Genomic DNA, 25,504 nt, shown 5'->3' on the forward strand with positions numbered 1-25,504 from the left:
GCCAACACACGCTACAAGCAATTTGGGTATTTGGCTTAATTTAAATATGGTTTTGTAGTTGGATGATTTGGCAAATCCGAAAATAGGGCTTAATTTAGTCCCAAACTGCTTGTAGCGCGGGAACGTTGTGAGCAATTAAAACAAACATATGATAAAACTAACAGACATTAAAGAAATATACCAAAGTAAAGACAAAGAAATAAATGGATATTTCATTGAGTTTAATGATGGTAAAAAAATACATATTACAAAAAGAAGAACCATTATTGCACTTTTAGTTTTAATTAAAAACGGTGAAGGCTCTGAATCAGATATTGCACAGGGCAACTCAACTATTAATGAAATTAGAACCATTTTAGGTGACAAACTACCATCAAACTATGTACAAGACTATTATGGTGATGCAAATAAACCATATAGTGAATTATGGAATGAAGAAGGATTTACATTTATTGACAATTTAAAAGGAGGCAGAATTGGCTCAAGTCAAAAATATACGCTAAAAAAAGAAGACCACCTAAAACTATTTTTAATCTCTAAAAAAGCATTTCGAAAAGCACCAAATACTGTCCAAAAAACAAAGATTCGAAAAAGCCAAAATAACAAATGTAATTTTTGTGGCTCGAACATTGTAACTAAAGATAAATTACTAGAAACAACTTATGCAAAAGACAGAAGAAGAGAAGTTTTTGACCACAGAATCCCAGTAGAAAAAGGTGGAAATAGTGAATTGGAAAACTACCAAGGTTTATGCTTTTACTGCAACAAATCAAAATGGCAGATTTGTAATATTTGTACTTTACCTGACTGCGATATTAATTGTGCTTTATGCTTCCCAGAAAATAGTAAAATCATCAGTCCCACAAAAGAAAATATCGAAGACTTATTAGCCAAACGCTCTGATTTCGAGTAATGGATAAATAGCTATCTGTTTCAAAATATCTTTACCAATTGATTCAATTACAGGAGGACAAACCGCATTTGCCAATTGTTTTATTGCGTTTGTCCTAGACACAGGAAAATCAAAGTCATCAGGAAAACCCATTAAACGCTTCATTTCTACAAGACTTAAATGTCGTCTTTCTCCTGTATAAACAGGTATCATTGCACCACCACCACTTATACTTACTGCAAAAGTCGGTAATGGTTTATCAATTGATAAGGCTCTAATTCCACTAGAGCGAATTTGTAAAACGCAATCAAACAAATCAGCTTGAATATCTGCTCTCTCAAGTTTTTTTCTAGTTTTTGGGACTTCAAAACCTAGCTGTTTCTCATCAATAACACCGGTATATAAATCAATATATTGTTGCCATTTATCCGAAATTGGAATTGAATTATCTCCTTTTTCAATTATTGTTTTGAAACTTACTTTGCCTTTAGTCTTTCTTGTAAATAAAAATGGTTCATTCCCTAAATCTTTCCTTTTCCCAATTATGTACACTCTTTTTCTTGCTTGAGCAACTCCGAAATCTGAACTATCTAAAATATCATAAGAAACATTATATCCAATTTCATTTAAGATTGATAAGATATCTCGCATCACTCTCCCCTTTTCAACCTTAACTAGATTTGTGACATTTTCAAGAAAAATAACTTTAGGCTGACTTACCTGAATAAGTTCAGCAAGCTTAAAAAATATTTCACCTCTAGGGTCACTAAATGCTTTTTGATTCCCTGCTATAGAAAATGGCTGACACGGAAATCCTGCACAAAAAACATCAACATAAGGGAAACTAGTCGCATCTATTTTTGTTACGTCTTTAAAATCAAACTTATCGCCATAATTAGCAGAATAAGTCTTTTCACAATCATCATTAAACTCGGCAGAATAGACACAATCACCTCCAATTGCTTCTAAACCAAGTCTAAATCCTCCTATTCCTGCACATAAATCTGAAAAGGTAAATGAATGACTCATATTTTATTGTTTAATGACACAAATATATATTGTTTTACAATATAATCAAATATTATTAAGATTTTTTTATTAACATATCGTTTATTGATACATTTGTATGTTAAAATACGCAATCAAATTATAGTGAATAAAATTAAAGACATTTTAGAATCGCAGGGAAGAACACAAACTTGGTTAGCAAAACAAATAGACAAAAGCTATGTTGTTGTGACAAATTATTGCAACAATAACAAACAACCAAGTATCCCATTATTGTACAAAATAGCTGAAATTCTAGACGTTGATGTATGTGAACTATTGGAAAAAAGCAAAAAATAACTGCTCACAACACACGCTACAAGCAATTTGGGTATTTGGCTTAATGGAAAAATTGGTTTGTATTTGAAAGATTTGGCAAATCCGAAAGATTACGCTTCCTTAATCCCAAACTGCTTGTAGCGCGAGAACGTTACCTGTCACCCTAAAATCTGACACCCTATTAAAAAATGAAAATAGATTTTTCAGATATAATTTGAAGTTAAATCATTTTATATTTAGAAAAAAAAGGAGAAGCCGAAAAAACACAGAGAGTAGGCACAACAAATAAAACTATATAATTATGCCATTGTACAGAGCAACCGTAAAACACTCCAGATTAACTAACGGAGTACGACTTGAAAAAGGAATGAGTGTAGAAGTCGTTTCAAACCACTTTTCTAACCCGCTTTTGGTAAATGGCGGAACAGAAGTAATTAATGCCTTTATGCGCATATATGGCGTAGATATTAAAAAGGCAAATGCTGTTTCCTCTGCTTACATAGACGTGGTTAAGATTGCATGAAGTCAAATAAATATAAAGTAATTTAGAATTAACCAAAATCCGTAGATAGAAACAAATAACTATGAACACCATTTTAGACATAATTAAAAAATACCGTTCTCAACTGAACAAAAACAATTTTCACGGAGATATTTACTTTTCCGACGATAACGGCCAACTACAAATTGACCGCGCAGTTTTTAACAAAATGATTGATAAGGTAAACTCAAACTTTAATGAACAAATACTCGAATCAAATGCCGATTGGTTATTAGGGTTCAAGCGCGAAAATTTTGAAGATAATTCAGGTAAATTGTTTAGAATGGATAGGAATTACTATCGCATAGCCTTACTAGATGAGACAGCTTTAGTAGCACTATGGTCAGAAGAAACAGAAGGCACAGAAAAAAAAACCGATGAATGCGATATTATCATTTGGAAAGAAATTGAAAACATAGATTGGTATGTAGATGAAGTTAAAGGAGATTTTTTTAGGTTTTTTAAAAAGAATAGCACAGATCAAATTGATTTGAATTTAACACGTTTTGGTTCGCCTGAAAAAGAAACAACGATTAAAACATTGTTGTCATTATTTTTAGAAATTATAGAATTTGTTAACAATCAAGAGCAAGATAACATCAATCAATACAACGAATTAAAACAAGAAATTGAAAATTTATTTTCAGAAGACAAAATAAAACAAGATAATACCCGAGAAAAAGCTTTTGTCCTTTTAGAAAAGTTTAAAAATGATTACATAGATATAAACAGCATTAATGTTGATGCAGATTTTTATTATTATTATAAAATTGCCTCAACAGAAAAATCTATTCAAGCAATAAAAATTTTTGAAGAATACAAACGAATATGTGACAATGCTAATTTGACTTATGATATTGATATAACAAATCTAATAGGACAAGCATATGCTGACAATAAAGATTACTTATCAGCTGTAAATAACTTTGCATATAGTTTAGAAAATTCTGAAATTGAAACTAAATCTATATTGGAAGAAAATGTCACGACTGCTTACGCCGAACTAAAAAATGGATTCTCAAACATAGACTATAATAAAAGGAAATTAATTTTTATAAGTTATGATATTTTACACACTTCAATGGACGGAATGGTTGTACTTAAAAAAGATAATTTGCCACAAAATATACAATTCCCACTAAATCATCCAAAAGAAAATGAAGTTTATATATGTCACCCTATTAACAAAAACGCATATTTACCAATTAAAGAATTCGAAAAAGAGTTATTTACAGACCGTTTGCACGAACTAATGTTGCTTTTAGGTAGTTTGGGTGCCAAGAAAATAGATATTTCAAGCCAAGAACGAAATGTAAATACTGAAAATCAAAAAAATAATATGCAAGCTAATGCTTCATTAGATGCTAAGATAAATTCTGCAAGAGGAGATTACGAAAAAAACAGTAGTGAAGACGGTTCATTAGAACATGAACTCAATGTGAAATTTCATCAAATATTTAATCCTAAGAAAGCACCTTTTATTCCTAATAATTTGGTTTGGTATCATTCTAATTTAGGGTGGCAACGTTTGGCAAATCAACGACTAAACGGAAATTTACTAATACATACCGAAGTTATTTCAACCAAGCAAGTTGAAACTCTATCGACCAATGAAATTAAAAAACTCAATGCCGAAATTACCTTTCTTTGGGGCAAAGCAAAAGCAGGGGGTAGTTATACTAACGAAATAGATTTTAAATCGGTAACAGAAAGAAACTATACATTAGAAATAGCCGTAGAATTTGAAGACATTGACAATCTGCAACAAGTTGTTTCTAATGAAAATACTGTTGGAATCGAAAATAAAACAACTTCGAACGAAAGTTATCAGCAGTATGCTGAAGAAATATGTTTTATGCTCGAAGATGACGGCGAAATTGACGAAAAAGAACGTCGAGTTTTAGAACGATTACGTAAAAATTTGGGGCTTTCAGAAGAAGAGGCCAAGCAGATAGAAGAAGAAATCACACAATTAAGCCAAAACGAAAAAGAGTATTTGGAAGAATATCAAGCCATAATAGCAGACGGAGAAATTACAGAGAGAGAAAGACGATTGCTCAATCGTTTGTCCAGTAGTTTAGGTATTTCTGAAGAGCGAATTAAAGAATTAGAAAAATAAGAGACTATGTCACAACGTATAAGAAAATCACAACAAATCTAAATCTATGAGAAGCAGACCCAAACTAAACGGCTGAACTGAACGCAAAAGGGCGCACAGGTAACAGCCACTACAACGGATTTGGGCATTTGGCTTAATGGAAAAATGGTTTTGTATTTGGGAGATTTGGCAAATCCGAAAAATAGGGCTTAATTTAGTCCCAAACCCGCTGTAGTGCCAAGACGTTGGCGGTCAGTTTAACGAAACCCATAATAAAGAAAACTACTTTTAAAATTACAATTAGTTATGATTTACATTATCAGATTAAATTTTCTTATTCTATTACTTTTCTCTTTGAATTTAAAGGCACAAAAATCATTAACTCAAAAGGATTGGTTTGAAAGTGGCGAGAAATTTTTAAAAAAGAAAAATTATGAAGTTGCAACTTCACAATTTTATATGGCTGAAAAATATGGCTCTGATACAATAATTAAAAAAGTAGCTAGAAAGAAAATTGACTCAATTTTACCTATAGCTCAAAAAAAAATCATTAATGAACTTAAAGGGGATTGGAAATTAAAAGAATTAAATTATGATCCTTATCCTGGCAAATTTACTGAACACATAAGAATTACAGATAATGAAATAGTATTTTATAAATTAGATTCAAATAATACAGAAGTTAAATTAAGAAAAGAACAAATTAGATTTTTGCCTTATGATTCTTTAAAATACGATTTTAGTGCAAGAAGATTTATATTTGAAAATTCAGAAGTTTGGACATTTTGGGTGAGTAAAAAAAAACGTATAAAAAAATTATACCCAAATATTTATAGAGACTCTGACGGTAACCGAAAATATTTACTAGACGAAAGTGGTTTTACTATTGACAAAAAAGCAAGAAAAAAAGCTATAGAGAAAGAAACTTACACCTTTTATGTTAAAAAATAAAAAACATATAATAATTATTATAAAAAATTAAAAAAGATTGTTTTATCATAAACCAAAATAGAGAGAAAAAACCGAACCGCCAACACACGCTACAAGCAATTTGGGCATTTGGCTTAATTGAAAAATTGGTTTGTATTTGGAAGATTTGGCAAATCCGAAAGATTACGCTTCCTTAATCCCAAACTGCTTGTAGCGCGGGAACGTTACAAGAGATTTTACCGAAAAATACTGCTAAAAAACAACAGTTTTTAAGATGAAATCATAAAATAACGTGGGGCTAAATAAATCCTATTCTACCCAGCTTTTGCAAAATGAATAGGTAAAAAACAAAAAAGTAATGAAACAAAAACTAATGACATTTTCAAAAGTAATTCTATTTTACTTTATTATTGTGTTCTCCAGTTGTGAAAATGAAAATCCAACAGAGGTAAACACTACATCCAGTATTTCAAGTGCTAAAAGTTGGTTTAATGATTATGAGTCTAAACAGAATTTTTACTTTGTTTTTAAAAATTTAACATATGATTGGAACAATGCCGCAACTACCAAACTTACGGACGGCTCAATGGCGGTAGCTGTGCCAGTATTAGAAAACACAACAACGTCAAAAAATAATACTAAAAAAATCCTTTATCTTTATCCTCAAAAAGATACAAAAGATTTTAAGATTGCTTTATTTGAACTTATTTCAAATAAAAATGAGCAGAATAATTTTGATTTAAACAACTTTGATGGATACATCATCAATTGGGATTTGGTAAACGGTTCTTCAAAATGTCTTCAATTTGACAATAGTTTATCAACTAATGTGATAAATATAAAAGTTATAAATACCAAATCTATTATTCATACCTCCATCACAGGAAGACAAGCAACCATTCCGCCATGCCGGAATGAAGATTGTATATTAGGGGGGGAGCGGAGGAGGAGATCCTTTTACATTTACTGGAACAAATGAATTAAGAAATGTAACAGTTCAGAGTTCTGGTACTAAACCCAATATCTCTGTTACAATAGTAGGGGTTTCCAATGGTTTGAATGATAGTAGTAATGCAGGTAGCTTTATACATAGTCCTCAAGGAGGTGGTAATTCAGGAGGTGGTACTCCAGAAATGAATTTTGTTTTAGATTTATTAACGAAAAAAGTTGATCCAAAAGAAGAACTTAAATGCTTTAACAAAACTTCAGGAGCAACTCTTACAATATATGTACAGCAACCAAATGAAAATTCAGAAGATATTATAGGAGCTAATTCTGTTGGACATGCCTTTATTGGTATTGAACAAAATGGTATTGTTCGTCAACTAGGTTTTTACCCAATCCAATCATCTAATTCTGCTTTGGTTGCGGTAGGCAAAACATATGATTCAGAGATTAGAGGAAATAATAATTATTTGTATCATGTTAGTATTTCAAAAAATATTAATTCTAGTGAATTAAACTCGATTATTAACTACATAGAAAACTATCCAAAAACTTACAATGTAAACTCCTATGCTTGCACAGATTTTGCAATAAATGTTGGGAACATTGGAGGGATGTCCCTAAAATCGACTACTGTATCTAGTTTTACTTATTCAGGAAGAAGTCCAGGAAAACTAGGTCAAGAAATAAGAAGTATGAATAGTACAAGTGTTTTAAGTATAAATAAATCAAGTAATAAATCACCCCAATCAAAAGGAAATTGTAAATAAATAAATAGCACATGAAAACATCAGTTTTAATAATAGCTTTTTTATCTTTTAACATTACTCTTTGTCAAAATTCTAAAAGAGAAAAAATGATAGAACATTTTGTCGTTGATTTGTTTAACAATGATATTTCAGCACTAAAAGTTGTAGAAAAATATATTGATATTAGACCCGACAAAACGAACTCTTTTTCTTTATCAGAAAGAAAAAAAATGGCTATAGGTATAGTTGAGGAAACAAGAAAAGGGACGTTTAGCCCATGGTTTTATCCTGATTACTCAATAAAAAATATCGAAAACCCAAAAGTATTTTCATATAAAATTCACGAAAATAAAAGCGATTTGATAATTAACGGAATAGACAAAATAAAAGAAAATGTATATGTTCTATTGGATTCAAAAGGAGAAAAAATAGTTCAATATTTTTTACTTAATAAAACCAAAATAGTATCTTTTAATTTATTAATAAAAGAAAAAGGCCAAGCAAGTTTTTTTTCGTATTAAAATTCTACTGATTTAGTCAAAGATATTGAAGTATTGTCATTGTCTTTAGGAGTGGATTAGAACAAATGATATTCAGTAAATTTCATAAAACAAATTTTCAATAGTGATTTGAAATAAAATCAAAAACCACCTTTCGAAAGATTGGTGGTTTTTAAATTAAATCATTGTCTATAAAAGTTCATTACTCAAAACAAAAACCTCTTGTAACACACGCTACAAGCAATTTGGGTATTTGGCTTAATTTAAATATGGTTTTGTACTTGGATGATTTGGCAAATCCGAAGAATGGGCTTAATTTAGTCCCAAACTGCTTGTAGCGCGGGGACGTTAGTGGCTAGCTCACCGCAGAACTCAAAAAAAATCAAACGAATATAAATGGGAAGAATACCAATTAGCATAAAGAAAATTAAAATAGACAATTCACGAAGAAGTTTGCAGTCAGAAGTAAGCGAAACGGTGTCATATTTATTTACACTTGAAGAGAAAGGAGAACAATGGCAAAAGACATTTGTTTGTGACAGAAATGACCTTTTAAAATTAAGAAATGAATTAGATAAACTTATAGAAGAAACAACAACAGCAGAAGTTTTACAAATCACAAATGACAAAGCCAAAATCATTGACGAGCATTACAAAACGGATGAATTATGTCAAAATTGCAATTATAAACTCACATATAAATGTAAAGAATGTTTATTCGTTTTACAAAGCCCATTAGAAAGAAAACTTTATCTAGAACTTTCAAAATCCTATCTTAAATTCCAAACTCAATATCCATTAAATTGGTATGGACAAAACATATCAATAGAAGGTAAAACTTATGGAGATTGTCAAAATAATTTTAAAGAAGTATTGACAGTAGTTGACTTTTACATAGAGAAAAGACAAACAAAACTTTGTATTTATACTGATGGACATACTTACCACGAAAGGACAGAAGAACAAGCACAAAGAGATAGAAATATAGACCGAAAATTACAAGAATTAGGATTTCAAGTTTTACGCTACACGGGAAAAGAAGTAAAAGAAAACTGTGAAAAAATAATTACGGACATTAACAAATGGATTAAATAGAGCCAGCCACTAACACACGCTACAAGCAATTTGGGCATTTGGCTTAATGGAAAAATTGGTTTGTATTTGGAAGATTTCGCAAATCCGAAAACAGGGCTTAATTTAGTCCCAAACTGCTTGTAGCGCGGGAACGTTAGCAGTCAGTTAACCACATGACAAATCCTGAAATAGGTTGACTAAAAATTAAACACTTTTAGTAAACTATGGAACCTACAAAAAAAGGACACTGTCCAAAAATTGAGTACAAAAAAATCGGTTTTGACTTAAAACTTTCCATCATTGACCAAATTTCAAACGGTCAAATTTCCCTAAATCATGCTTCAAAGTTGCATGGAATTTCTCGCTCTTCAATAACGTATTGGATGAAAAAATTGCGTTCCTTTGAGCAAAACTCCAAAACTATGAGCAAGAACCAAGAACTAAAAAAACTTAAAGAGCGTATCGAAGAACTGGAATTCATTAAAGATTTTCAACAAATGATAATTGCTGATTTTGAAGTAAGTACTAATCTTGATTTTGCAAAAAAGTCATTACCCGAAGCATTGCTAAAAGAAGTGGAGAAAAAGAAAAAAGACCTTTTAAAATCAAATGGTTCTCCAAGTGTTTCGGAATAAGCACTCAGGCTTATTACAAACGAATTAATAAACAGAAAATTGAGGATTTAGAAACTCTAAAAATCAAAAAACTCATCACTCCTATTCGTCAAAAAATGGCTCGATATGGAGCCAAAAAACTATACCTTGACCTGAAAGATGATTTTGAAAAAAATGACATAAAAATGGGTAGAGACAAGTTCATGCATTTTTTAAAATATCATAATTTATTAATACGAAAAACAAAGCTTTATCATATTACAACAGACTCTAGGCACGGGTTTTATAAATCAAAAGACTTACTTGTTAACCTTGAAATTAAACATGCAGAACAGGTATTTGTCAGTGATATAACTTATATTAAACTTGCCTCTCAGCATGCCTATTTAGCCCTAGTCACAGACGTTTATTCAAAGAAAATTATGGGTTATAAAATTGACACAAATATGCGCGTACAACTTGTTAAAGATGCTTTAGTAATGGCTGTTAAAAATAGACGTTATATCAATGAAAATCTAATCCATCATTCCGATAGAGGGATGCAATATTGTTGTCCAGATTTTGCTGAATTTGCCAAATCTAAGAACATTATTTTAAGCACAACACAAAATTCCAGCCCATATGAAAATGCAGTTGCAGAAAGAATTAATGGAATATTAAAACACGAATTTGGCTTAAATAAAACAATTCCAAACTTAAAAACAGCTCAAAAAATGGTAAAACAAGCAATAGAAATTTACAACAATGAGCGTAGACATTGCTCTCTAGGAATGAAAACACCTGAATTTGCACACGTGAATCAAATTCACAAATACAAATCATATAAGAAGAATAAAATTCCTATTTTAGTTGCGTAGTAATGTTGACAAGTTTGGAAAAAAATCCCCTCAAAGATTTTTTCTAAACTTATCAATATTACGGCTACAATCACCTATTTTTGAAATTATAAAACAACCAAAAATAGTCAACCTATATCAGGACAAGACAACAAAAACGGAGAAAACCGAAAAATTAAATGAAAAATATATTAGCAATTTTATTATTTACAATTTCAATTTGTAACGCACAGAAGGCAGAAAAAACTATTGTTACAATTCCAAATGCACCCGGAATTGTATATGAAGTTGGTAATGGAGAAATATTTGAAAGTGCTATTAAAATTAAAAATGCTAAAAATAAAGAAGAAGGAATTGACGCCGAAAATAAATATTTGGAAAATAAGTATGGATTAATAAATGTAGGTTGGAAACCATTTGGAAGTGAATTTTACGAAGTCAAAAGAAAAACTTACAACTTAATTCATATTGAAATATTAAAAAAGGATGCTAATATTGAAAATGAAATGACATCCGTTTATTTTGATATAACGGAATGTTTAAAAGGAAAATAACCGAACTGCTAACACACGCTACAACGGATTTGGGCAATTGGCTTAATGGAAAGTTAGTTTTGTATTTGGAAGTTTTGGCATAACCGAAAGATTGCGCATTTTTAATCCCAAACCCGCTGTAGCGCGAGAACGTTGGCGGTAATATTGCCCGATAAACAACTAAAAAATTAACGAAATTAAAATGGAAAATAATATTACATCGATACAAGGTTTAGCTAATTTTATAAATGTTTTAGCTATTAAGAACAGAAAAGAAAATGGAATTTACAATGTAACAATTGCAAGTCTAACAGGAATATTAATTACTGAACTCGAAAGAGTAAATGAGTTTTTTGAACAAGAAGGCTTAATTTCTTTATATGCTTGGGAATTATTATCTCCGAATGCTGTTAATGCGGAAATTGAAAATTCGCATCCTTCACTAAACTTAAAAGAACTATATAAAACAAGCGAAATAAAACCAAATGAAAATTAATTATGAGTGATCAAAAATACTCTGGAGAAGAATTCAATGAATTTGTAAAGGAACTTATTGAAAACAAAAGATTAAATGGTAGTAAAGAAGAAGGAATTGCGAAACTTGTTATAGACAAAGGTTTTGAAAGCTTAACAGACAAACAAAAATTTGTTTTTGAAGAATCAATAAGTCATTACGTTTTTGGTGATTGTAAAAGATGTGGTCTTGAAATTCCGTGGAGCGAAATGTCTGGTGCCGAAGATAATGGTGGACTTTGTAGTTGGTGTCAGCAATTAGGAAGAAACGATAAAGATTAAAAATACTACCGCCAACAGCCACTACAACGGATTTGGGCATTTGGCATAATGGAAAGTTGGTTTTGTATTTGGAATATTTGGCAAATCCGAAAATAGGGCTTAATTTAATCCCAAACCCGCTGTAGTGCCAGAACGTTACCAGCAATATTATGACAAAATTCACGATTATATTAACATTTATATTTTCAAATATAGTTTTTGGAAATAAAATTGACAATCTTAAAACAACAAAAGATGTTATTGAGTTTGTAAAAACTGTTTATCCAGAATATGGGATAATAAGGTATAAAGACTTTAAATATGGAATATTTGACATTAATTCTACAGACTCTATTTATAGTCAATTAAAATGCAAAGAAATATTCAGAATAGATGAAATCAAAAATTGGCAAAAAATTGATATTAACAACGACGGATTAACAGATTTGATATTCATTTCTCACTTTTATGGTTACACGCAAAATGTAATAATTGATAAAGGAAAAAACGAATTCAAATTAATTAGAAACATTATTAATTTTGATGAATGTGAATACATTAAACCAATTAAAATTCAAGATAAAAATCAATTACGAATTCGAAAAGTAAATTTACCTTTTGACTTTGATGATAACATTGAAAAATACATCAAGATAGACACATTAACATATAAGTATGATTCTTTTATTGAACTTAACGACAAAGTAATCATTGATAATAAAATTAAATCCATAGAGATTAAAACAAATTTCTGCTTTGGAGATTGTCCTGTTTTTAAACTAACAATTAACAAAAATGGTGTTGCTCAGTTTGATGGTATTGAATTTACTAAGTTTAAAGGAAAATCGACAAAGCAGTTAAACCAAAAAATTGTTGACGAAATATTTGACTTAATAAATTACATAGAAATTAAGAAATTAAACGATTACTACGAAGTTAATTATACTGATGCTTCAACAGCAAATCTTGACATTTTTTTTGAAGATGGTTCAATTAAGAAAATTAAAGATTACGGATTAAGCGGAACTTATGGATTAAGTGCTCTTTATTCAAAATTAACCCAATTGGGAACAGAAACTGAATGGGAATAAAATACTGCTGGTAACACACGCTACAAGCAATTTGGGCAATTGGCTTAATGGAAAAATTGGTTTGTATTTGGGATGATTTGGCAAATCCGAAAAATGGGTTTAATTTAACCCCAAACTGCGTGTAGCGCGAGAACGTTATGCATCATTCTACTAAAACGACGACTAAATGAAAAAAACTACATTCACAGTATTATTATTTTTGACAACTATTTTGACAACTTTCGCGCAAAACGAATTTTTGGACAAAGGAAATTCATATTTGAATAGCCAACAATTTGACAAAGCAGAACAGACATTTAGAGAAGCTATTAAATCCGACAAAACAAATCTAATCTATCAATGTCAACTTGGACTGACTCTAATTCAAGCAAAAAAATATTCTGATGGACAAAAAATACTTGACGAAGTTCTTAAAATAGATAATAAAAACGTTGGAGCAATTTGGTATAGTGGAATCGGATATTTTTACAATACTGAATACAAACAAGCAAATAATAGATTTGAAAAAGCCTTAACATTACTTGACCAAAAAAGTCCACAATATTATTCTGCTAATTGGTTCATAGGAAAAGGTTATTCCAATCTTCTAAAAACTGACGGGTTGACTTATGCTGAAACAGACAGAATGTTTGAATGTTTTGAAGAATATTTAAGACTTCAACCAAATGCAGAAGATGCATCAAAAATTAAAGAATACGTAGAACGAAAAAAAACAAGACGTCCACCTAGCAATGTAAAAGTATGGGTAGATCTATAAGTATAAAAGAACGATGCATAACAGCCACTACAACGGATTTGGGCAATTGGCTTAATGGAAAGATGGCTTTGTATTTGGGTTGATTTGGCAAATCCGAAGAATAGGCTTAATTTAATCCCAAACCCGCTGTAGTGCCAGAACGTTACAGGATAGTTGAAAAAGAGCATTTCAGTTAAAATCACGTTTTTAAAAACATTTAGTTGCGCAGAAAACCGAAATACAAAACTTGAAATGTAGAACTTGAAAAGCGAACCTAAATATTGGAGTTTCCAAACTGAATCTGAAAAGCAGAACTTGAAAAACAAACTTGAATTTCGGGATTTCTACACTGAATCTGAAAAACGGAAATTGAAAATTGGAGTTTTAAATTAGATTGCGAAAACTGAAACTTAAATATTGAAGTTTCATTGGGAATAAAAACAATCGTTTTGATTGCGAAATTGAAACGAAAAAAGGGAATGAAATTTAGCCGAGATTTGGGCAAGAATTGGGTTTTAAATCTGCCAAGACAAGGCTGAAAATTGATTAATAATTAGGAATATCGGCCAGAAACAACCATCCTGTAACAGCTACTACAACGGATTTGGGTAATTGGCTTAATTTAAATATGGTTTTGTATTTGGATGATTTGGCAAATCCGAAGAATGGGCTTAATTTAGTCCCAAACCCGCTGTAGTAGCGGGACGTTATGCGTCAGCTTGCTCAACATCGTGAATAGAAATCGCTAAACCTTTTTCAATTAAATTAAAAACGTCAAAATGCCATTCAAGTAATTTTTGAATTATGTTAAAACTTTCATTTAAAATATAAGTAGAATCTAATTGAATAGAATGAGTTGCTTGATAGGTTATAAATGCTTCTGCATATCTTCCTGTAAAATCAATTGTAATATTTTTATATTTTTCACTGTCAAAATGGTCTACAAACCATTTTGGATATTTTGAAATAAGTAAACAAGCTAATGGATAAAATTTTTTATCATTATGTGTTATTTCATTAGACAAATCTTTCAATGGTCTTAAGATAGGTTTGAACTCTTCGAACCCTGATAATCTACAGTATTCGTTATCAGTTCCTATTCCTTCTAATTGTAGAAGTTCGGCTGTGTCGCCTGACAAACCGCCCAATAACATAACTTCAAGATTGTCGTTATTTTTAGTCATTATTTTATAATGCAAATATGGTGCTAAATGTTTTAATTCTAAATTCATAATTTTATGTTTAATTGATTAATATTGTTGTGAAAAGAAAAGCCGAACGCATAACCGCTGGTAAGCAATATGGTGGCACTCGGCTTAATTTAATGATTGTGAATACTTGCTAATATTTGGTAAATCTGAAAGGTTTCGGCTTATCAGTCCACCACATCGCCTACCAGCATAACGTTGGCAGATATATTGCCACAAAAAGTCAGAAACTAACATAATTAAAATATAAATGAAAAAAATTACATTACTGTTCCTTTTAATACTTTCGCAAGCCATCTTTGCACAAACCAAACTTACTGAAACCCAAAAACTGGTTGCAACTTGTAAAGTTTGGGGTTATTTAAAATATTACCATCCTCAAGTTGCCGGCGGTAAAACAGACTGGGACAAACAGCTTTTTGATGTCTTGCCAAAAATTGAACAAGCAAATACTAAAGAAGAATTTTCATTAGTTCTAGAAAACTGGATCGATTCTCTAGGAGAAGTAAAAGAAATTGCTCCAATCGCTGTGCCAAAAGATATTGAGTTTTTCGACAAGAACTTTGATCTATCATGGATTAACAGCAATAAATTGTTTTCTACATCCCTTTCGAAGAAGTTAGAATTTATAGAAAATAACAGATTCCAAGGAGAGCAACATTACGTGACATTTGGCAGAGGTGGAAATGTTATATTGAAAAATGAGAATTTTGACAAACTTAATTATAGTGAAAAAAATTCAAGAATTCTAGCCTTATTTACATATTGGAATGTGATAGAATACTTCTTTCCCGACAAATATTTGATGGATCAAAAATGGGATAAAACTTTAGACGAAATGTTACCCGCTTTCATCGAAGCCAAAGATGAGGAGGCTTTCTATATAGCATTCCAAAAATTAACGGTTAAACTTAATGATAGTCATGCTGTATTTTATAAATATGGTGGAAAACAAAAGTATATCTTCCCTTTTAAATGTAAAATAATTGATGAAAAAATGATTGTTACAGAAATTACATCAGATGAACTTGCAAAAGTAGATGATATAAAAATAGGGGATGTTATTATTAAATACAACGATAAAACAATTAAGGATTTTATTGCAGAAAACAGGAATTTAATTAATGGGTCAAATGAAGCTTCATATCTTAGTATTTTGATGAGATTTGGTCTTTATGGATATTCAGACACCGCTAAATTAGAATTTCTTAAGGAAGGAAAAACCATCACAAGAACTGTAAATAGGTATGATTATCAAACTGTAAACAAAAACGAGGATAAAAAAGTAAAGCAAGAGGAAAAATTTAAAATGCTAGAAAACAATATTGGTTATGTCAATATGGGTACTCTAGAAGTTAAAGATATTCCTGTTATGATTGAAAAACTCAATGTTGCTAAAGCAATTGTTTTTGATATTAGAAATTATCCAAATGGAACAGGTCAAGATATATCGAATTTTTTGAATTCTAAAGAAAGAAAAGATATTTTGTTTACAAAACCAGATTCTACTTATGTCGGAAGATTCAAATGGATAGGGCCGCGACCTTGCGGTACTGAAAATAAAAATAACTACAAAGGTAAGGTCGTTGTATTGGTTGATGGGGAATCTGTAAGCCAATCAGAAGAAATGACTATGAGCTTTCAAACCGCTGATGATACAACTGTTATTGGTAGTCAAACCGGTGGCGCAGATGGAAATGTAAGTCGTTTTGAAATTATTAAAGCCTTTTTTACACAATTTTCAGGAATTGGAGTATACTATCCTGACAAACGTCAAACACAAAGAATCGGAATCATTCCGGATATTGAAGTAAAACCAACTATACTTGGTATTCAGCAAGGGAAAGACGAGGTTTTAGATCGCGCTTTACAATTCATTGAAAACGGAAAATAAATACATCTGCCAACACACGCTACAAGCAATTTGGGTATTAGGCTTAATTTGCAATTGGTTTTGTATTTGGAAGATTAGGCAAATCCGAAGAATGGGCTTAATTTAGTCCCAAACTGCTTGTAGCGCGGGGACGTTAGTGGCTAGATGCGCGCAGAATCGAGAATAATAGAATATATGAATACATTTTTATTTGCTTGGAATCCTGAAAAATGGGATTGGACAAATCTTGAACAAAACATTGAAGAACTTGAAAAAACAGGACGGGTTACTCAAATGTGGAGTTGCGCTAGTCACAAATCAATAAATATAGGTGATAGAGCTTTTTTAATAAAATTGGGAAAAGGAAAACGTGGAATAATTGGAGCTGGATTTGTTGCTACTTCTCCATTTTTATCACCACATTGGAGCGGTAGCGGAAAAATGGTTCCTAGAGTTATTGTAGATTTTGAAGCTTTATTAAATCCAAAAGAAGATTCCATACTATCAATTGATTTATTAAAACAAGGGAAGTTAAACAGTCAGCATTGGTCAACTCAAGCCTCTGGTATTTCAATAAAAAATGAAGTAACTGAAGAACTAGAATCTGTTTGGTTTGATTTTTTAACAACTCAAAAGATAAGGTTTAATCCTTTTAAAAATTCTGATAGTGAAAATCAAAAAACTTATACAGAAGGCACGCCGAATCAAGTTCGCTTAACAAAATATGAAAGAAACCCATATGCCCGAAAAAAATGTATTGAACATTTTGGATTATCTTGCCAAGTATGTAAACTAAATTTTGAAAAAACTTACGGAGAAATTGGGAAAGATTTTATACACGTTCATCATATCAGCCAAATAGCAAATATTGGTAAAACTTATGAAGTTGATCCATTAAAAGATTTAATTCCAGTGTGTCCTAATTGTCATTCTATGATACATAAAAGAAAAAAAGCATACAGCATAGAGGAAATGAGGAAAATATACCTAGAAAATAAATCCAGCCACTAACAGCCACTACAACGGATTTGGGCATTGGGCTTAATGGAATGATAGTTTTGTATTTGGAATGATTTGGCAAATCCGAAAATAGGGCTTAATTTAACCCCAAACCCGCTGTAGTGCCAGAACGTTAGTGGCAAGCTCGCCAAATGACAAATCCTGAAATAGGTTGACTAAAAATTAAACACTTTTAGTAAACTATGGAACCTACAAAAAAAGGACACTGTCCAAAAATTGAGTACAAAAAAATCGGTTTTGACTTAAAACTTTCCATCATTGACCAAATTTCAAACGGTCAAATTTCCCTAAATCATGCTTCAAAGTTGCATGGAATTTCTCGCTCTTCAATAACGTATTGGATGAAAAAATTGCGTTCCTTTGAGCAAAACTCCAAAACTATGAGCAAGAACCAAGAACTAAAAAAACTTAAAGAGCGTATCGAAGAACTGGAATTCATTAAAGATTTTCAACAAATGATAATTGCTGATTTTGAAGTAAGTACTAATCTTGATTTTGCAAAAAAGTCATTACCCGAAGCATTGCTAAAAGAAGTGGAGAAAAAGAAAAAAGACCTTTTAAAATCAAATGGTTCTCCAAGTGTTTCGGAATAAGCACTCAGGCTTATTACAAACGAATTAATAAACAGAAAATTGAGGATTTAGAAACTCTAAAAATCAAAAAACTCATCACTCCTATTCGTCAAAAAATGGCTCGATATGGAGCCAAAAAACTATACCTTGACCTGAAAGATGATTTTGAAAAAAATGACATAAAAATGGGTAGAGACAAGTTCATGCATTTTTTAAAATATCATAATTTATTAATACGAAAAACAAAGCTTTATCATATTACAACAGACTCTAGGCACGGGTTTTATAAATCAAAAGACTTACTTGTTAACCTTGAAATTAAACATGCAGAACAGGTATTTGTCAGTGATATAACTTATATTAAACTTGCCTCTCAGCATGCCTATTTAGCCCTAGTCACAGACGTTTATTCAAAGAAAATTATGGGTTATAAAATTGACACAAATATGCGCGTACAACTTGTTAAAGATGCTTTAGTAATGGCTGTTAAAAATAGACGTTATATCAATGAAAATCTAATCCATCATTCCGATAGAGGGATGCAATATTGTTGTCCAGATTTTGCTGAATTTGCCAAATCTAAGAACATTATTTTAAGCACAACACAAAATTCCAGCCCATATGAAAATGCAGTTGCAGAAAGAATTAATGGAATATTAAAACACGAATTTGGCTTAAATAAAACAATTCCAAACTTAAAAACAGCTCAAAAAATGGTAAAACAAGCAATAGAAATTTACAACAATGAGCGTAGACATTGCTCTCTAGGAATGAAAACACCTGAATTTGCACACGTGAATCAAATTCACAAATACAAATCATATAAGAAGAATAAAATTCCTATTTTAGTTGCGTAGTAATGTTGACAAGTTTGGAAAAAAATCCCCTCAAAGATTTTTTCTAAACTTATCAATATTACGGCTACAATCACCTATTTTTGAAATTATAAAACAACCAAAAATAATCAACCTATATCAGGACAAGACAGTTGCAATTTAAATGCGTTTGGTATCATTACTTTACTATCTTTGGCCAAAATCTGAAACATGCGAAAACTATTACTTTTACTGTTGTTGCTTCCTGCTTTATTTCAAGCGCAAAATGCAGCTAGTGCCGATCCGGGATTTATTCCTGCTACGGTTTGGAATAATTATGAAAAACAAGTAAACGATATGGCACTTCAGTCCGACGGCAAAATTGTCATTGAGGCTACCCAATATAATTACAATACGGGATGGACGCGAACCATAGAACGACTCAATGCAGACGGTTCGAGTGATGCTGCTTTTAGAGTATTGACCGATAATACGGCAAATTCGCATAAATGTCCTATACTGATACAGTCCGATGGCAAAATTATATTGGGCTCCCAATTTACCGTAGCAGGTGTAATCAAACCTATGATTCGGCTGAACACCGACGGTAGTATTGATACAACCTTCGACACGCCAGCTTTGCCAGCGTCTTCTTATATCTACTGTTTGACCTTGTTGCCAGACGGGAAGCTACTAGTTGGAAATGACTCTTCTAAAAAACTGCTTCGCCTGACCGCCGATGGTGCTTTAGATACCACTTTTTATGATGAGCATCCCGAAATAGAGCAGTGTATTGCCGTATTGGTATTGCCAGATGGCAAGTTGATTGTAGCCGGCTCAATACGCATGCCGGACCCAGGAGGGGTGGGGACGTCCCTCCATCTTGAAAAACTAAATGCCGACGGCACAATAGATCCAACATTTGATATCAACGCCGGTTTTACAGGTCGGAATGGTTATACGTCTTCATTGGCATTACAGCCTGACGGAAAAATACTGGTGGGCGGAAGGTTCGATTCTTGCGACGGCAACAATTCTAAGAGCTTAGCACGGCTGCACCCCGACGGAAGTTATGACAACACGTTTACATCCCCAATATATGACACAAATCCTGTGATAAATGACATTTTGGTGCGACCTAACGGCAATATCCTGATTGGAGGTAATTTTAGCGCGAGCAGTATTTATGGTATTGCTATGCTGTTACCAAACGGTTCAGTAACTTATTCTTTTTCGCCATCGACGGCTGGTACTAGCGTTACGATTACAGAATACTCGGAGGTGCGCAGGGTCGTGCAGCAACCTAACGGTATGATCTTGCACTGTGGTGATTATGGAAATATTGGAGGTCAGTCTAATAGGACCAGCATGATTCGCTTGCTCGGTACTGATAGCTACCTTGTAAACGGCTATACCCGACTTGACATGCAAAATGATGGGTGTACCGATGCCGATCCCGGATTTACGTATCTTAAGTACAAACTGGTGAACGGTACGAACCAAAGTTCTTATTATTCCAGTTCCAATGGTTACCATGGCGTAATGCTCAAAAATGGCACAAGTGTTATCACGCCTATACTTGACAATCCGACTTGGTTCAGCGTTTCACCATCAAGTATCAGTCTGAATATGCCATCGGCAACGAATTATGCAAACCAGAATTTCTGTGTGACCGCAGTCGGAATCCACCATGATTTGTCGGTTGTAATAGTGCCAATTGACAGAGCGACACCAGGTTTTGACGCCTATTATAAAGTTTTGGTTAGGAACAATGGCAATCAAACAGCAACGGGTACTGTCCAATTTGCGTACGATGCCGCTACGGCGGAATACCTCCAAAGTACCCCTTCGGCCGCAAGCGCAGGTTTTGGCTCGGTGACATGGAATGTAGAGGGTTTATTGCCGTTATCTGAAGTTGAATATATTGTAAAACTGAACTTGAACACCCCTACCGATACGCCACCACTGAATGGCAATGATGTATTGACATTTACAGCAGTGGCAACCATTGCTCAAGACGAAGTTGCGACGAATAATGAAGCGACATTGGAGCAAACGGTAGTAAATTCGTTTGATCCTAATGATAAGATTTGCCTCGGAGGCGACTATGTGCGCTCGGAACAAGTAGGTGATTATATGTATTACCGCATCCGATTCGAGAATTTGGGTACGGCATCGGCGCAAAACATTAAGGTGACCGATATAATTGATACCACTAAATTTGATATCGCTAGTTTGAGTCCAGTAGACGGTAGCCATCCTTTTACTACCCGCGTGATACAAGGTAATCAGGTCGAGTTTATGTTCAACAACATACAGCTTGGGTTTGCTGCTGATAATAATGATGGCTATTTGGTTTTTAAAATTCGTTCATTGAATTCGCTTGCAGAAGGTGCTGTACTAGAGAATACAGCTTCGATTTATTTTGACTACAATCTCCCTATTGTGACGAATACTTCGGTCGTGACGGTGCAGACGTCTTTGCATACTATATCATTTGAAACCATTGAATTGATGCTTTATCCTGTTCCTGCTGGCGATATGGTATTCATCAGTATTCCCAGACAAGTTAATGTTCAGTCGGTAACAGTGTATAATCTTTTAGGGCAGTCGGTACTTGAAAATGTAACACCCGGACCCCAAGGTGATGTCAATGTTACAACACTTGCTAATGGAAACTATGTAATGCGGGCGAGGACGGAACTGGGCGATGGTGTGATGCGATTTGTTAAAAAGTAGGTGCTGGGCGTAGTTGGTGGTACCTAAGGGATGACAACGAGATGACAATAGGATCTTTGCAGGGGTTATGTAAGCTAACTGCTTGTCGCTAAAACGTCAAAAAGTCTAAATCAGGATTAATGGTTTTTCTTAAGGCGATCTTTAATTCCCTCCTCCAGCTTTTTATTTTCATTTCCCTCTCAATGGCTAGGGTTGGGATTTATCAGAACTGTTAAGTGAGAATGTTTTTTATCACAAACAACTCTCGTTTTTAAACATTCGGTATATTTATGATGGTTCAGTGAGAAAAATTGCGCCACTGACGAGAAACAGCGAACCGTTAGTGGCTATTTTACCAGAACGAAATCAGAAAACCTAGTTGACAAAGAATAAAAAATGTAAGTACATTTTATCGCTTTATTAATTATCATAATAGTAGTAGTAGTAGTAGGAACAATTTTTATTTTCTATTGGTTACCAAAAAGTTAGGTTATCCAAAAATTGGAAAATATCTATCCATTTTGGTTGCATTATCTTTCTTGGTAATAATTTTAATGTAAATATTTGAAGATGAACTATTTACAAAAAATGAAGCAAAAGAACTTTTAAAGGAGCAAAATATTGAACTTAAAGACGTAATGGAGATTTTAGAAAATAAATCGATGTCGTCAATCGGAGATTATTATCACACTTTTACTTTAAAGATTTCTGAAAAAGACAAAACAAGAATAATTAACGAAATCAAAAGTTCTAAAAACTTTAATCTAGACAAAGAAACCCAATCGTATTTTGGCAATCTTGAAGACTATTATTAAGGCCCGAAAAGAATTAAAAATCACGAAACGGGAGACCCATTTTGTAAGAGAGCTTTTTGAACCACAAGGCGAAGGGTATGCTGCAATTTGGAGAACAATTGAAATCGTAAAAGAAGAAAACAAACTAATATTTGAAGATATCGATGAATAAACAGCCGTTTGGCGAGATTGGGGTTTTAGGCTGAATTTAAAGATGGTTTTGTATTTGAAAAATTTGTGTTTAACCGAAAAATCCCGCATCTTTAATCCCCAACCTCGCCAAGCGCCAGAACGTTATGCAACAGTTTAAAGCAAGCACCTAAAGCAGAAATAATGAAGTTTAGTATTTTGAAAAAAGCATGTTTTATAATTAATATAAGTTTACTATTTGTAAGTTGTTGTTATCACGGAATAGTTTCTGAAAATGGTTTGCCCAGAAAAAAAATCAGAGGTTTCGAAAATAAAAGTATTTCAACTGAGAATAGTGACACCTTAGCCATTTATAAAACGAAAATAAGTTTTGCTATAACTCCCTGAATAAAGAATATGTCTATTATGAAAAAGTAGATAATAATACATATCCGTATGTAGGCTTTTTGAAATTTTACCCAAATAATAAAGTGGGGTTATTTATAATTCCGAAAGCTGATACTTTAAATTTATGCAGAGAAAATTTCAACCCAGTTAGAGCCAAAATAGGATATTACTATATTAATTCTAAAAGCATTAAAACTAAAATATCAACAATTGGTGACTGTTCATTATTTATTAGTAAAAAGCAAGGTGAAATTAAAGGAGATACTATAATTTTAAAAGATAATTCAAATCACGGAAACATATATATAAAACAAATAATTCCCAAAGAATATTTGACAAATTGGAAGCCCGATTGGTAAATAAAAAACCGATTGCATAACAGCTACTACAACGGATTTGGGCAATAGGCTAAATGGGAAAATGGTTTTGTAATTGGGATGATTTGGCAAATCCGAAGAATGGGCATAATTTAGTCCCAAACCCGCTGTAGTACCAGAACGTTAGCGGTAATCCCCCATAGTCCGCGTGCCTTACCTCCCGAAGCTAACGACAGAAAGCGGAAAAGGGAATGAATTTTTAAAGAAAAACAATGCTTTGCAAATAATTGATTTTCAAAATATTATAAAAACGTTAGTTAGAATCCCCCATAGTCCGCGCGCCTTACCTCCCGAAGCTAACGATCCTTGTGTAAAAAAACTTAAATTAGCTATGCTCATTGCAAGGCCGATTAAAAACTGTTGCGTAATAGCACGAGAGTAATCCTGGTTGGGAAGTGTGTGAAACCTCCAGTGGTGGTACAATTTTTTTGTAACCCCGATTAGAATATTCTATTTATCCGAAAGAGCTTCCTCTTTGAGCATTTTATTAACTCTAAAAGTTTAAAAATGAAAGAACAAGATCAAATTTCGATGGATATTGTCAATCCTAAAGCCGCTGGAATAGACATCGGAAGCAGAAGCCATTTTGTAGCTGTTGGTCAAAAAGAAGAACACGTGAGAGAATTTGGTGTTTATAATGAAGACCTCAAAGCAATATCAAATTGGCTCAAAGAAAATGACATCCAAACTGTAGCAATGGAAAGTACAGGTACTTATTGGCAAGCCTTGTATGCTGTTTTACTCAGTGACGGTTTTCAGGTAATATTGTGCAATGGAAAATTTACCAAAAACATTAAAGGCAGAAAAACCGATGTTCAAGACTCTCAATGGATACAAAAATTACATTCCATTGGTCTATTATCAGGAAGTTTTTTGCCTGATTTACAAACCGAACAGCTCCGAACCTATTGTAGACACCGCGCAAACTTGATCGATGTCGCTGCTGACACAAGCAAGAAAATGCAAAACACCTTCGTTTACTCAATCTTCGTTTGGATGTAATTGTTAAAGATATTTGTGGTTTGACTGGACTTAAGATGATAGAAGCAATTTGCAATGGAGAAACAGATGCCCAAAAATTAGCTTCTTTAAGAAATGGAAACTGTAAAAAAAGTGAAGATGAAATGCAAAAAGCACTCCAAAGCAATGGACGTAAAGATTATCTATTTGCTCTAAAGCAGGAATACCAGATGTATCAAAATCTTCAAAATCAAATCAAAGATTGCGATATAGAAATAAAAAAAATACTCGAAGACCAGATTGATAGTGACAACAATAAAAAGCAACACTACACAGATCCGAAAGTATACAAAAGAGTCAATAAAAATACACCTAAAAATATTGATTTAAACCTGATTGGTTATCAATACTTCGAAGGAGTAGATTTATTGAAAATTGAAGGATTTAGCCATCAAACCCTACTTACATTAATGAGCGAAGTGGGTTTAGAAGGGATCAAAAAATTCGGCACAGCCAAGCAATTTGCCAGTTGGCTTAGACTTACTCCAAACAATAAAATAAGTGGTGGAAAAGTACTCAGTAGTCGTGTGCCAAAAGGAAGTAATCGCTTGAAAATAGCTTTACGAAATGCCGCCAATGCCATCGGAAACTTGAAAGAATCAACTCCGTTGCGAGACTTTTTTCATCGAATTAATTTCCGAAAAGGAAGAGTATCTGCCATAAGCGCAACAGCAAGAAAATTAGGTATAATCATTTGGAATATGATTGTAAAAAATACCTCATACTATAATGCAGAAAATTACTTATATTTAGACGAAAAAAGAAAACTAGCGGTGCAAAAAAGAATACAAAAACAAATGGAAAAACAAATGGAAAAACATCAATTCAAAGTCGATGATTTCAATTTTATAACAACTTAGTTTTTAAATATTTACAAAAAAGTTAGTTAGAACTTTTGCTCAAAAAATCGAAAAAATTTGACTTTAATACC

The 25,504-nt window shown here is 32.5% G+C and carries 27 protein-coding genes; 25 read left to right on the forward strand and 2 right to left on the reverse strand.

Annotated elements, in window-relative coordinates:
* The first annotated feature begins 148 nt into the window (after positions 1–148).
* On the forward strand, positions 149–913 hold the full coding sequence (locus tag KZH69_RS18270) for an HNH endonuclease (protein ID WP_219318921.1): 765 nt from the start codon (positions 149–151) through the stop codon (positions 911–913).
* Here the strand turns inward: KZH69_RS18270 and KZH69_RS18275 are convergent.
* Complete coding sequence (locus KZH69_RS18275) at positions 887–1,921, reverse strand: DNA cytosine methyltransferase (RefSeq protein ID WP_219318922.1); 1,035 nt, start codon at positions 1,919–1,921, stop codon at positions 887–889. The two genes, KZH69_RS18270 and KZH69_RS18275, sit on opposite strands and share 27 nt — an antisense overlap.
* 123 nt (positions 1,922–2,044) lie before the next feature.
* On the opposite strand from KZH69_RS18275, the gene KZH69_RS18280 reads away from it, so the two are divergent.
* The 15 genes from KZH69_RS18280 (at position 2,045) to KZH69_RS18350 (ending at position 13,660) form a co-directional block, all read left to right on the forward strand.
* Positions 2,045–2,239, forward strand: coding sequence for a helix-turn-helix transcriptional regulator (locus KZH69_RS18280; RefSeq protein WP_219318963.1), 195 nt, complete (start codon positions 2,045–2,047; stop codon positions 2,237–2,239).
* 280 nt (positions 2,240–2,519) lie between these two features.
* Positions 2,520–2,741, forward strand: coding sequence for a DUF6140 family protein (locus tag KZH69_RS18285; RefSeq protein WP_219318923.1), 222 nt, complete (start codon positions 2,520–2,522; stop codon positions 2,739–2,741).
* A gap of 61 nt (positions 2,742–2,802) precedes the next feature.
* Entirely contained in the window at positions 2,803–4,878 is a 2,076-nt protein-coding gene (locus KZH69_RS18290; protein ID WP_219318924.1) for a tellurite resistance TerB family protein, read from the forward strand.
* A 285-nt stretch (positions 4,879–5,163) separates the two neighbouring features.
* A complete protein-coding gene (locus tag KZH69_RS18295; RefSeq protein WP_219318925.1) occupies positions 5,164–5,808 on the forward strand; it encodes a hypothetical protein in 645 nt (214 codons plus the stop codon).
* Between the two features lie 337 nt (positions 5,809–6,145).
* Positions 6,146–6,766, forward strand: a complete 621-nt coding sequence (locus KZH69_RS18300) for a hypothetical protein (RefSeq protein WP_219318926.1) — start codon at positions 6,146–6,148, stop codon at positions 6,764–6,766.
* 76 nt (positions 6,767–6,842) lie between these two features.
* A complete protein-coding gene (locus KZH69_RS18305; protein ID WP_219318927.1) occupies positions 6,843–7,502 on the forward strand; it encodes a hypothetical protein in 660 nt (219 codons plus the stop codon).
* Between the two features lie 86 nt (positions 7,503–7,588).
* The gene (locus KZH69_RS18310) at positions 7,589–8,002 is read left to right on the forward strand and encodes a hypothetical protein (RefSeq protein ID WP_219318928.1); all 414 of its coding nucleotides are present in this window, start codon (positions 7,589–7,591) and stop codon (positions 8,000–8,002) included.
* A gap of 375 nt (positions 8,003–8,377) precedes the next feature.
* The gene (locus KZH69_RS18315; RefSeq protein WP_219318929.1) at positions 8,378–9,076 is read left to right on the forward strand and encodes an endonuclease domain-containing protein; all 699 of its coding nucleotides are present in this window, start codon (positions 8,378–8,380) and stop codon (positions 9,074–9,076) included.
* Between the two features lie 203 nt (positions 9,077–9,279).
* A complete protein-coding gene (locus KZH69_RS18320; protein ID WP_219318930.1) occupies positions 9,280–9,690 on the forward strand; it encodes a helix-turn-helix domain-containing protein in 411 nt (136 codons plus the stop codon).
* On the forward strand, positions 9,687–10,526 hold the full coding sequence (locus KZH69_RS18325) for an IS3 family transposase (RefSeq protein WP_369410685.1): 840 nt from the start codon (positions 9,687–9,689) through the stop codon (positions 10,524–10,526). Before KZH69_RS18320 ends, KZH69_RS18325 begins: the two co-directional genes overlap by 4 nt.
* Positions 10,527–10,684: 158 nt before the next feature.
* Positions 10,685–11,059, forward strand: a complete 375-nt coding sequence (locus KZH69_RS18330) for a hypothetical protein (protein ID WP_219318931.1) — start codon at positions 10,685–10,687, stop codon at positions 11,057–11,059.
* A gap of 181 nt (positions 11,060–11,240) precedes the next feature.
* Complete coding sequence (locus KZH69_RS18335; protein WP_219318932.1) at positions 11,241–11,534, forward strand: hypothetical protein; 294 nt, start codon at positions 11,241–11,243, stop codon at positions 11,532–11,534.
* Positions 11,535–11,536: 2 nt separating this feature from the next.
* Positions 11,537–11,833 (forward strand): hypothetical protein, encoded by a 297-nt coding sequence (locus KZH69_RS18340; RefSeq protein ID WP_219318933.1) that lies wholly within the window; start codon positions 11,537–11,539, stop codon positions 11,831–11,833.
* A 149-nt stretch (positions 11,834–11,982) separates the two neighbouring features.
* A complete protein-coding gene (locus KZH69_RS18345; protein ID WP_219318934.1) occupies positions 11,983–12,903 on the forward strand; it encodes a DUF6438 domain-containing protein in 921 nt (306 codons plus the stop codon).
* Positions 12,904–13,069: 166 nt separating this feature from the next.
* Positions 13,070–13,660, forward strand: a complete 591-nt coding sequence (locus KZH69_RS18350; protein ID WP_219318935.1) for a tetratricopeptide repeat protein — start codon at positions 13,070–13,072, stop codon at positions 13,658–13,660.
* Positions 13,661–14,346: 686 nt separating this feature from the next.
* Here KZH69_RS18350 and KZH69_RS18355 read toward each other — a convergent pair.
* Positions 14,347–14,871, reverse strand: a complete 525-nt coding sequence (locus tag KZH69_RS18355; RefSeq protein ID WP_219318936.1) for a hypothetical protein — start codon at positions 14,869–14,871, stop codon at positions 14,347–14,349.
* Positions 14,872–15,097: 226 nt separating this feature from the next.
* Between KZH69_RS18355 and KZH69_RS18360 the strand changes: the two genes are divergently transcribed.
* From KZH69_RS18360 to KZH69_RS20600, 9 genes are all read left to right on the forward strand, one after another.
* The gene (locus KZH69_RS18360; protein ID WP_219318937.1) at positions 15,098–16,741 is read left to right on the forward strand and encodes a S41 family peptidase; all 1,644 of its coding nucleotides are present in this window, start codon (positions 15,098–15,100) and stop codon (positions 16,739–16,741) included.
* A 174-nt stretch (positions 16,742–16,915) separates the two neighbouring features.
* Positions 16,916–17,731 carry an HNH endonuclease gene (locus tag KZH69_RS18365; RefSeq protein WP_219318938.1) on the forward strand — a complete coding sequence of 272 codons (816 nt, stop codon included), beginning with the start codon at positions 16,916–16,918 and terminating at the stop codon, positions 17,729–17,731.
* Positions 17,732–17,922: 191 nt separating this feature from the next.
* Positions 17,923–18,333 (forward strand): helix-turn-helix domain-containing protein, encoded by a 411-nt coding sequence (locus KZH69_RS18370; RefSeq protein ID WP_219318930.1) that lies wholly within the window; start codon positions 17,923–17,925, stop codon positions 18,331–18,333.
* A complete protein-coding gene (locus KZH69_RS18375) occupies positions 18,330–19,169 on the forward strand; it encodes an IS3 family transposase (protein ID WP_369410685.1) in 840 nt (279 codons plus the stop codon). The genes KZH69_RS18370 and KZH69_RS18375 overlap by 4 nt, the downstream gene beginning before the upstream one ends.
* A 189-nt stretch (positions 19,170–19,358) precedes the next feature.
* Complete coding sequence (locus KZH69_RS18380) at positions 19,359–21,866, forward strand: DUF7619 domain-containing protein (protein WP_219318939.1); 2,508 nt, start codon at positions 19,359–19,361, stop codon at positions 21,864–21,866.
* Between the two features lie 617 nt (positions 21,867–22,483).
* Positions 22,484–22,660: a hypothetical protein gene (locus tag KZH69_RS18385; RefSeq protein ID WP_219318940.1), complete on the forward strand. Its 177-nt coding sequence runs from the start codon at positions 22,484–22,486 to the stop codon at positions 22,658–22,660.
* On the forward strand, positions 22,644–22,811 hold the full coding sequence (locus tag KZH69_RS18390; RefSeq protein WP_219318941.1) for a hypothetical protein: 168 nt from the start codon (positions 22,644–22,646) through the stop codon (positions 22,809–22,811). The genes KZH69_RS18385 and KZH69_RS18390 overlap by 17 nt, the downstream gene beginning before the upstream one ends.
* 1,249 nt (positions 22,812–24,060) lie before the next feature.
* A complete protein-coding gene (locus tag KZH69_RS20595) occupies positions 24,061–24,555 on the forward strand; it encodes an IS110 family transposase (protein ID WP_255558498.1) in 495 nt (164 codons plus the stop codon).
* A 35-nt stretch (positions 24,556–24,590) separates the two neighbouring features.
* Positions 24,591–25,433: a transposase gene (locus KZH69_RS20600; protein WP_255558499.1), complete on the forward strand. Its 843-nt coding sequence runs from the start codon at positions 24,591–24,593 to the stop codon at positions 25,431–25,433.
* Positions 25,434–25,504 lie beyond the last annotated feature (71 nt).

Source organism: Flavobacterium taihuense (assembly GCF_019351435.1).
Lineage (GTDB): Bacteria > Bacteroidota > Bacteroidia > Flavobacteriales > Flavobacteriaceae > Flavobacterium > Flavobacterium taihuense.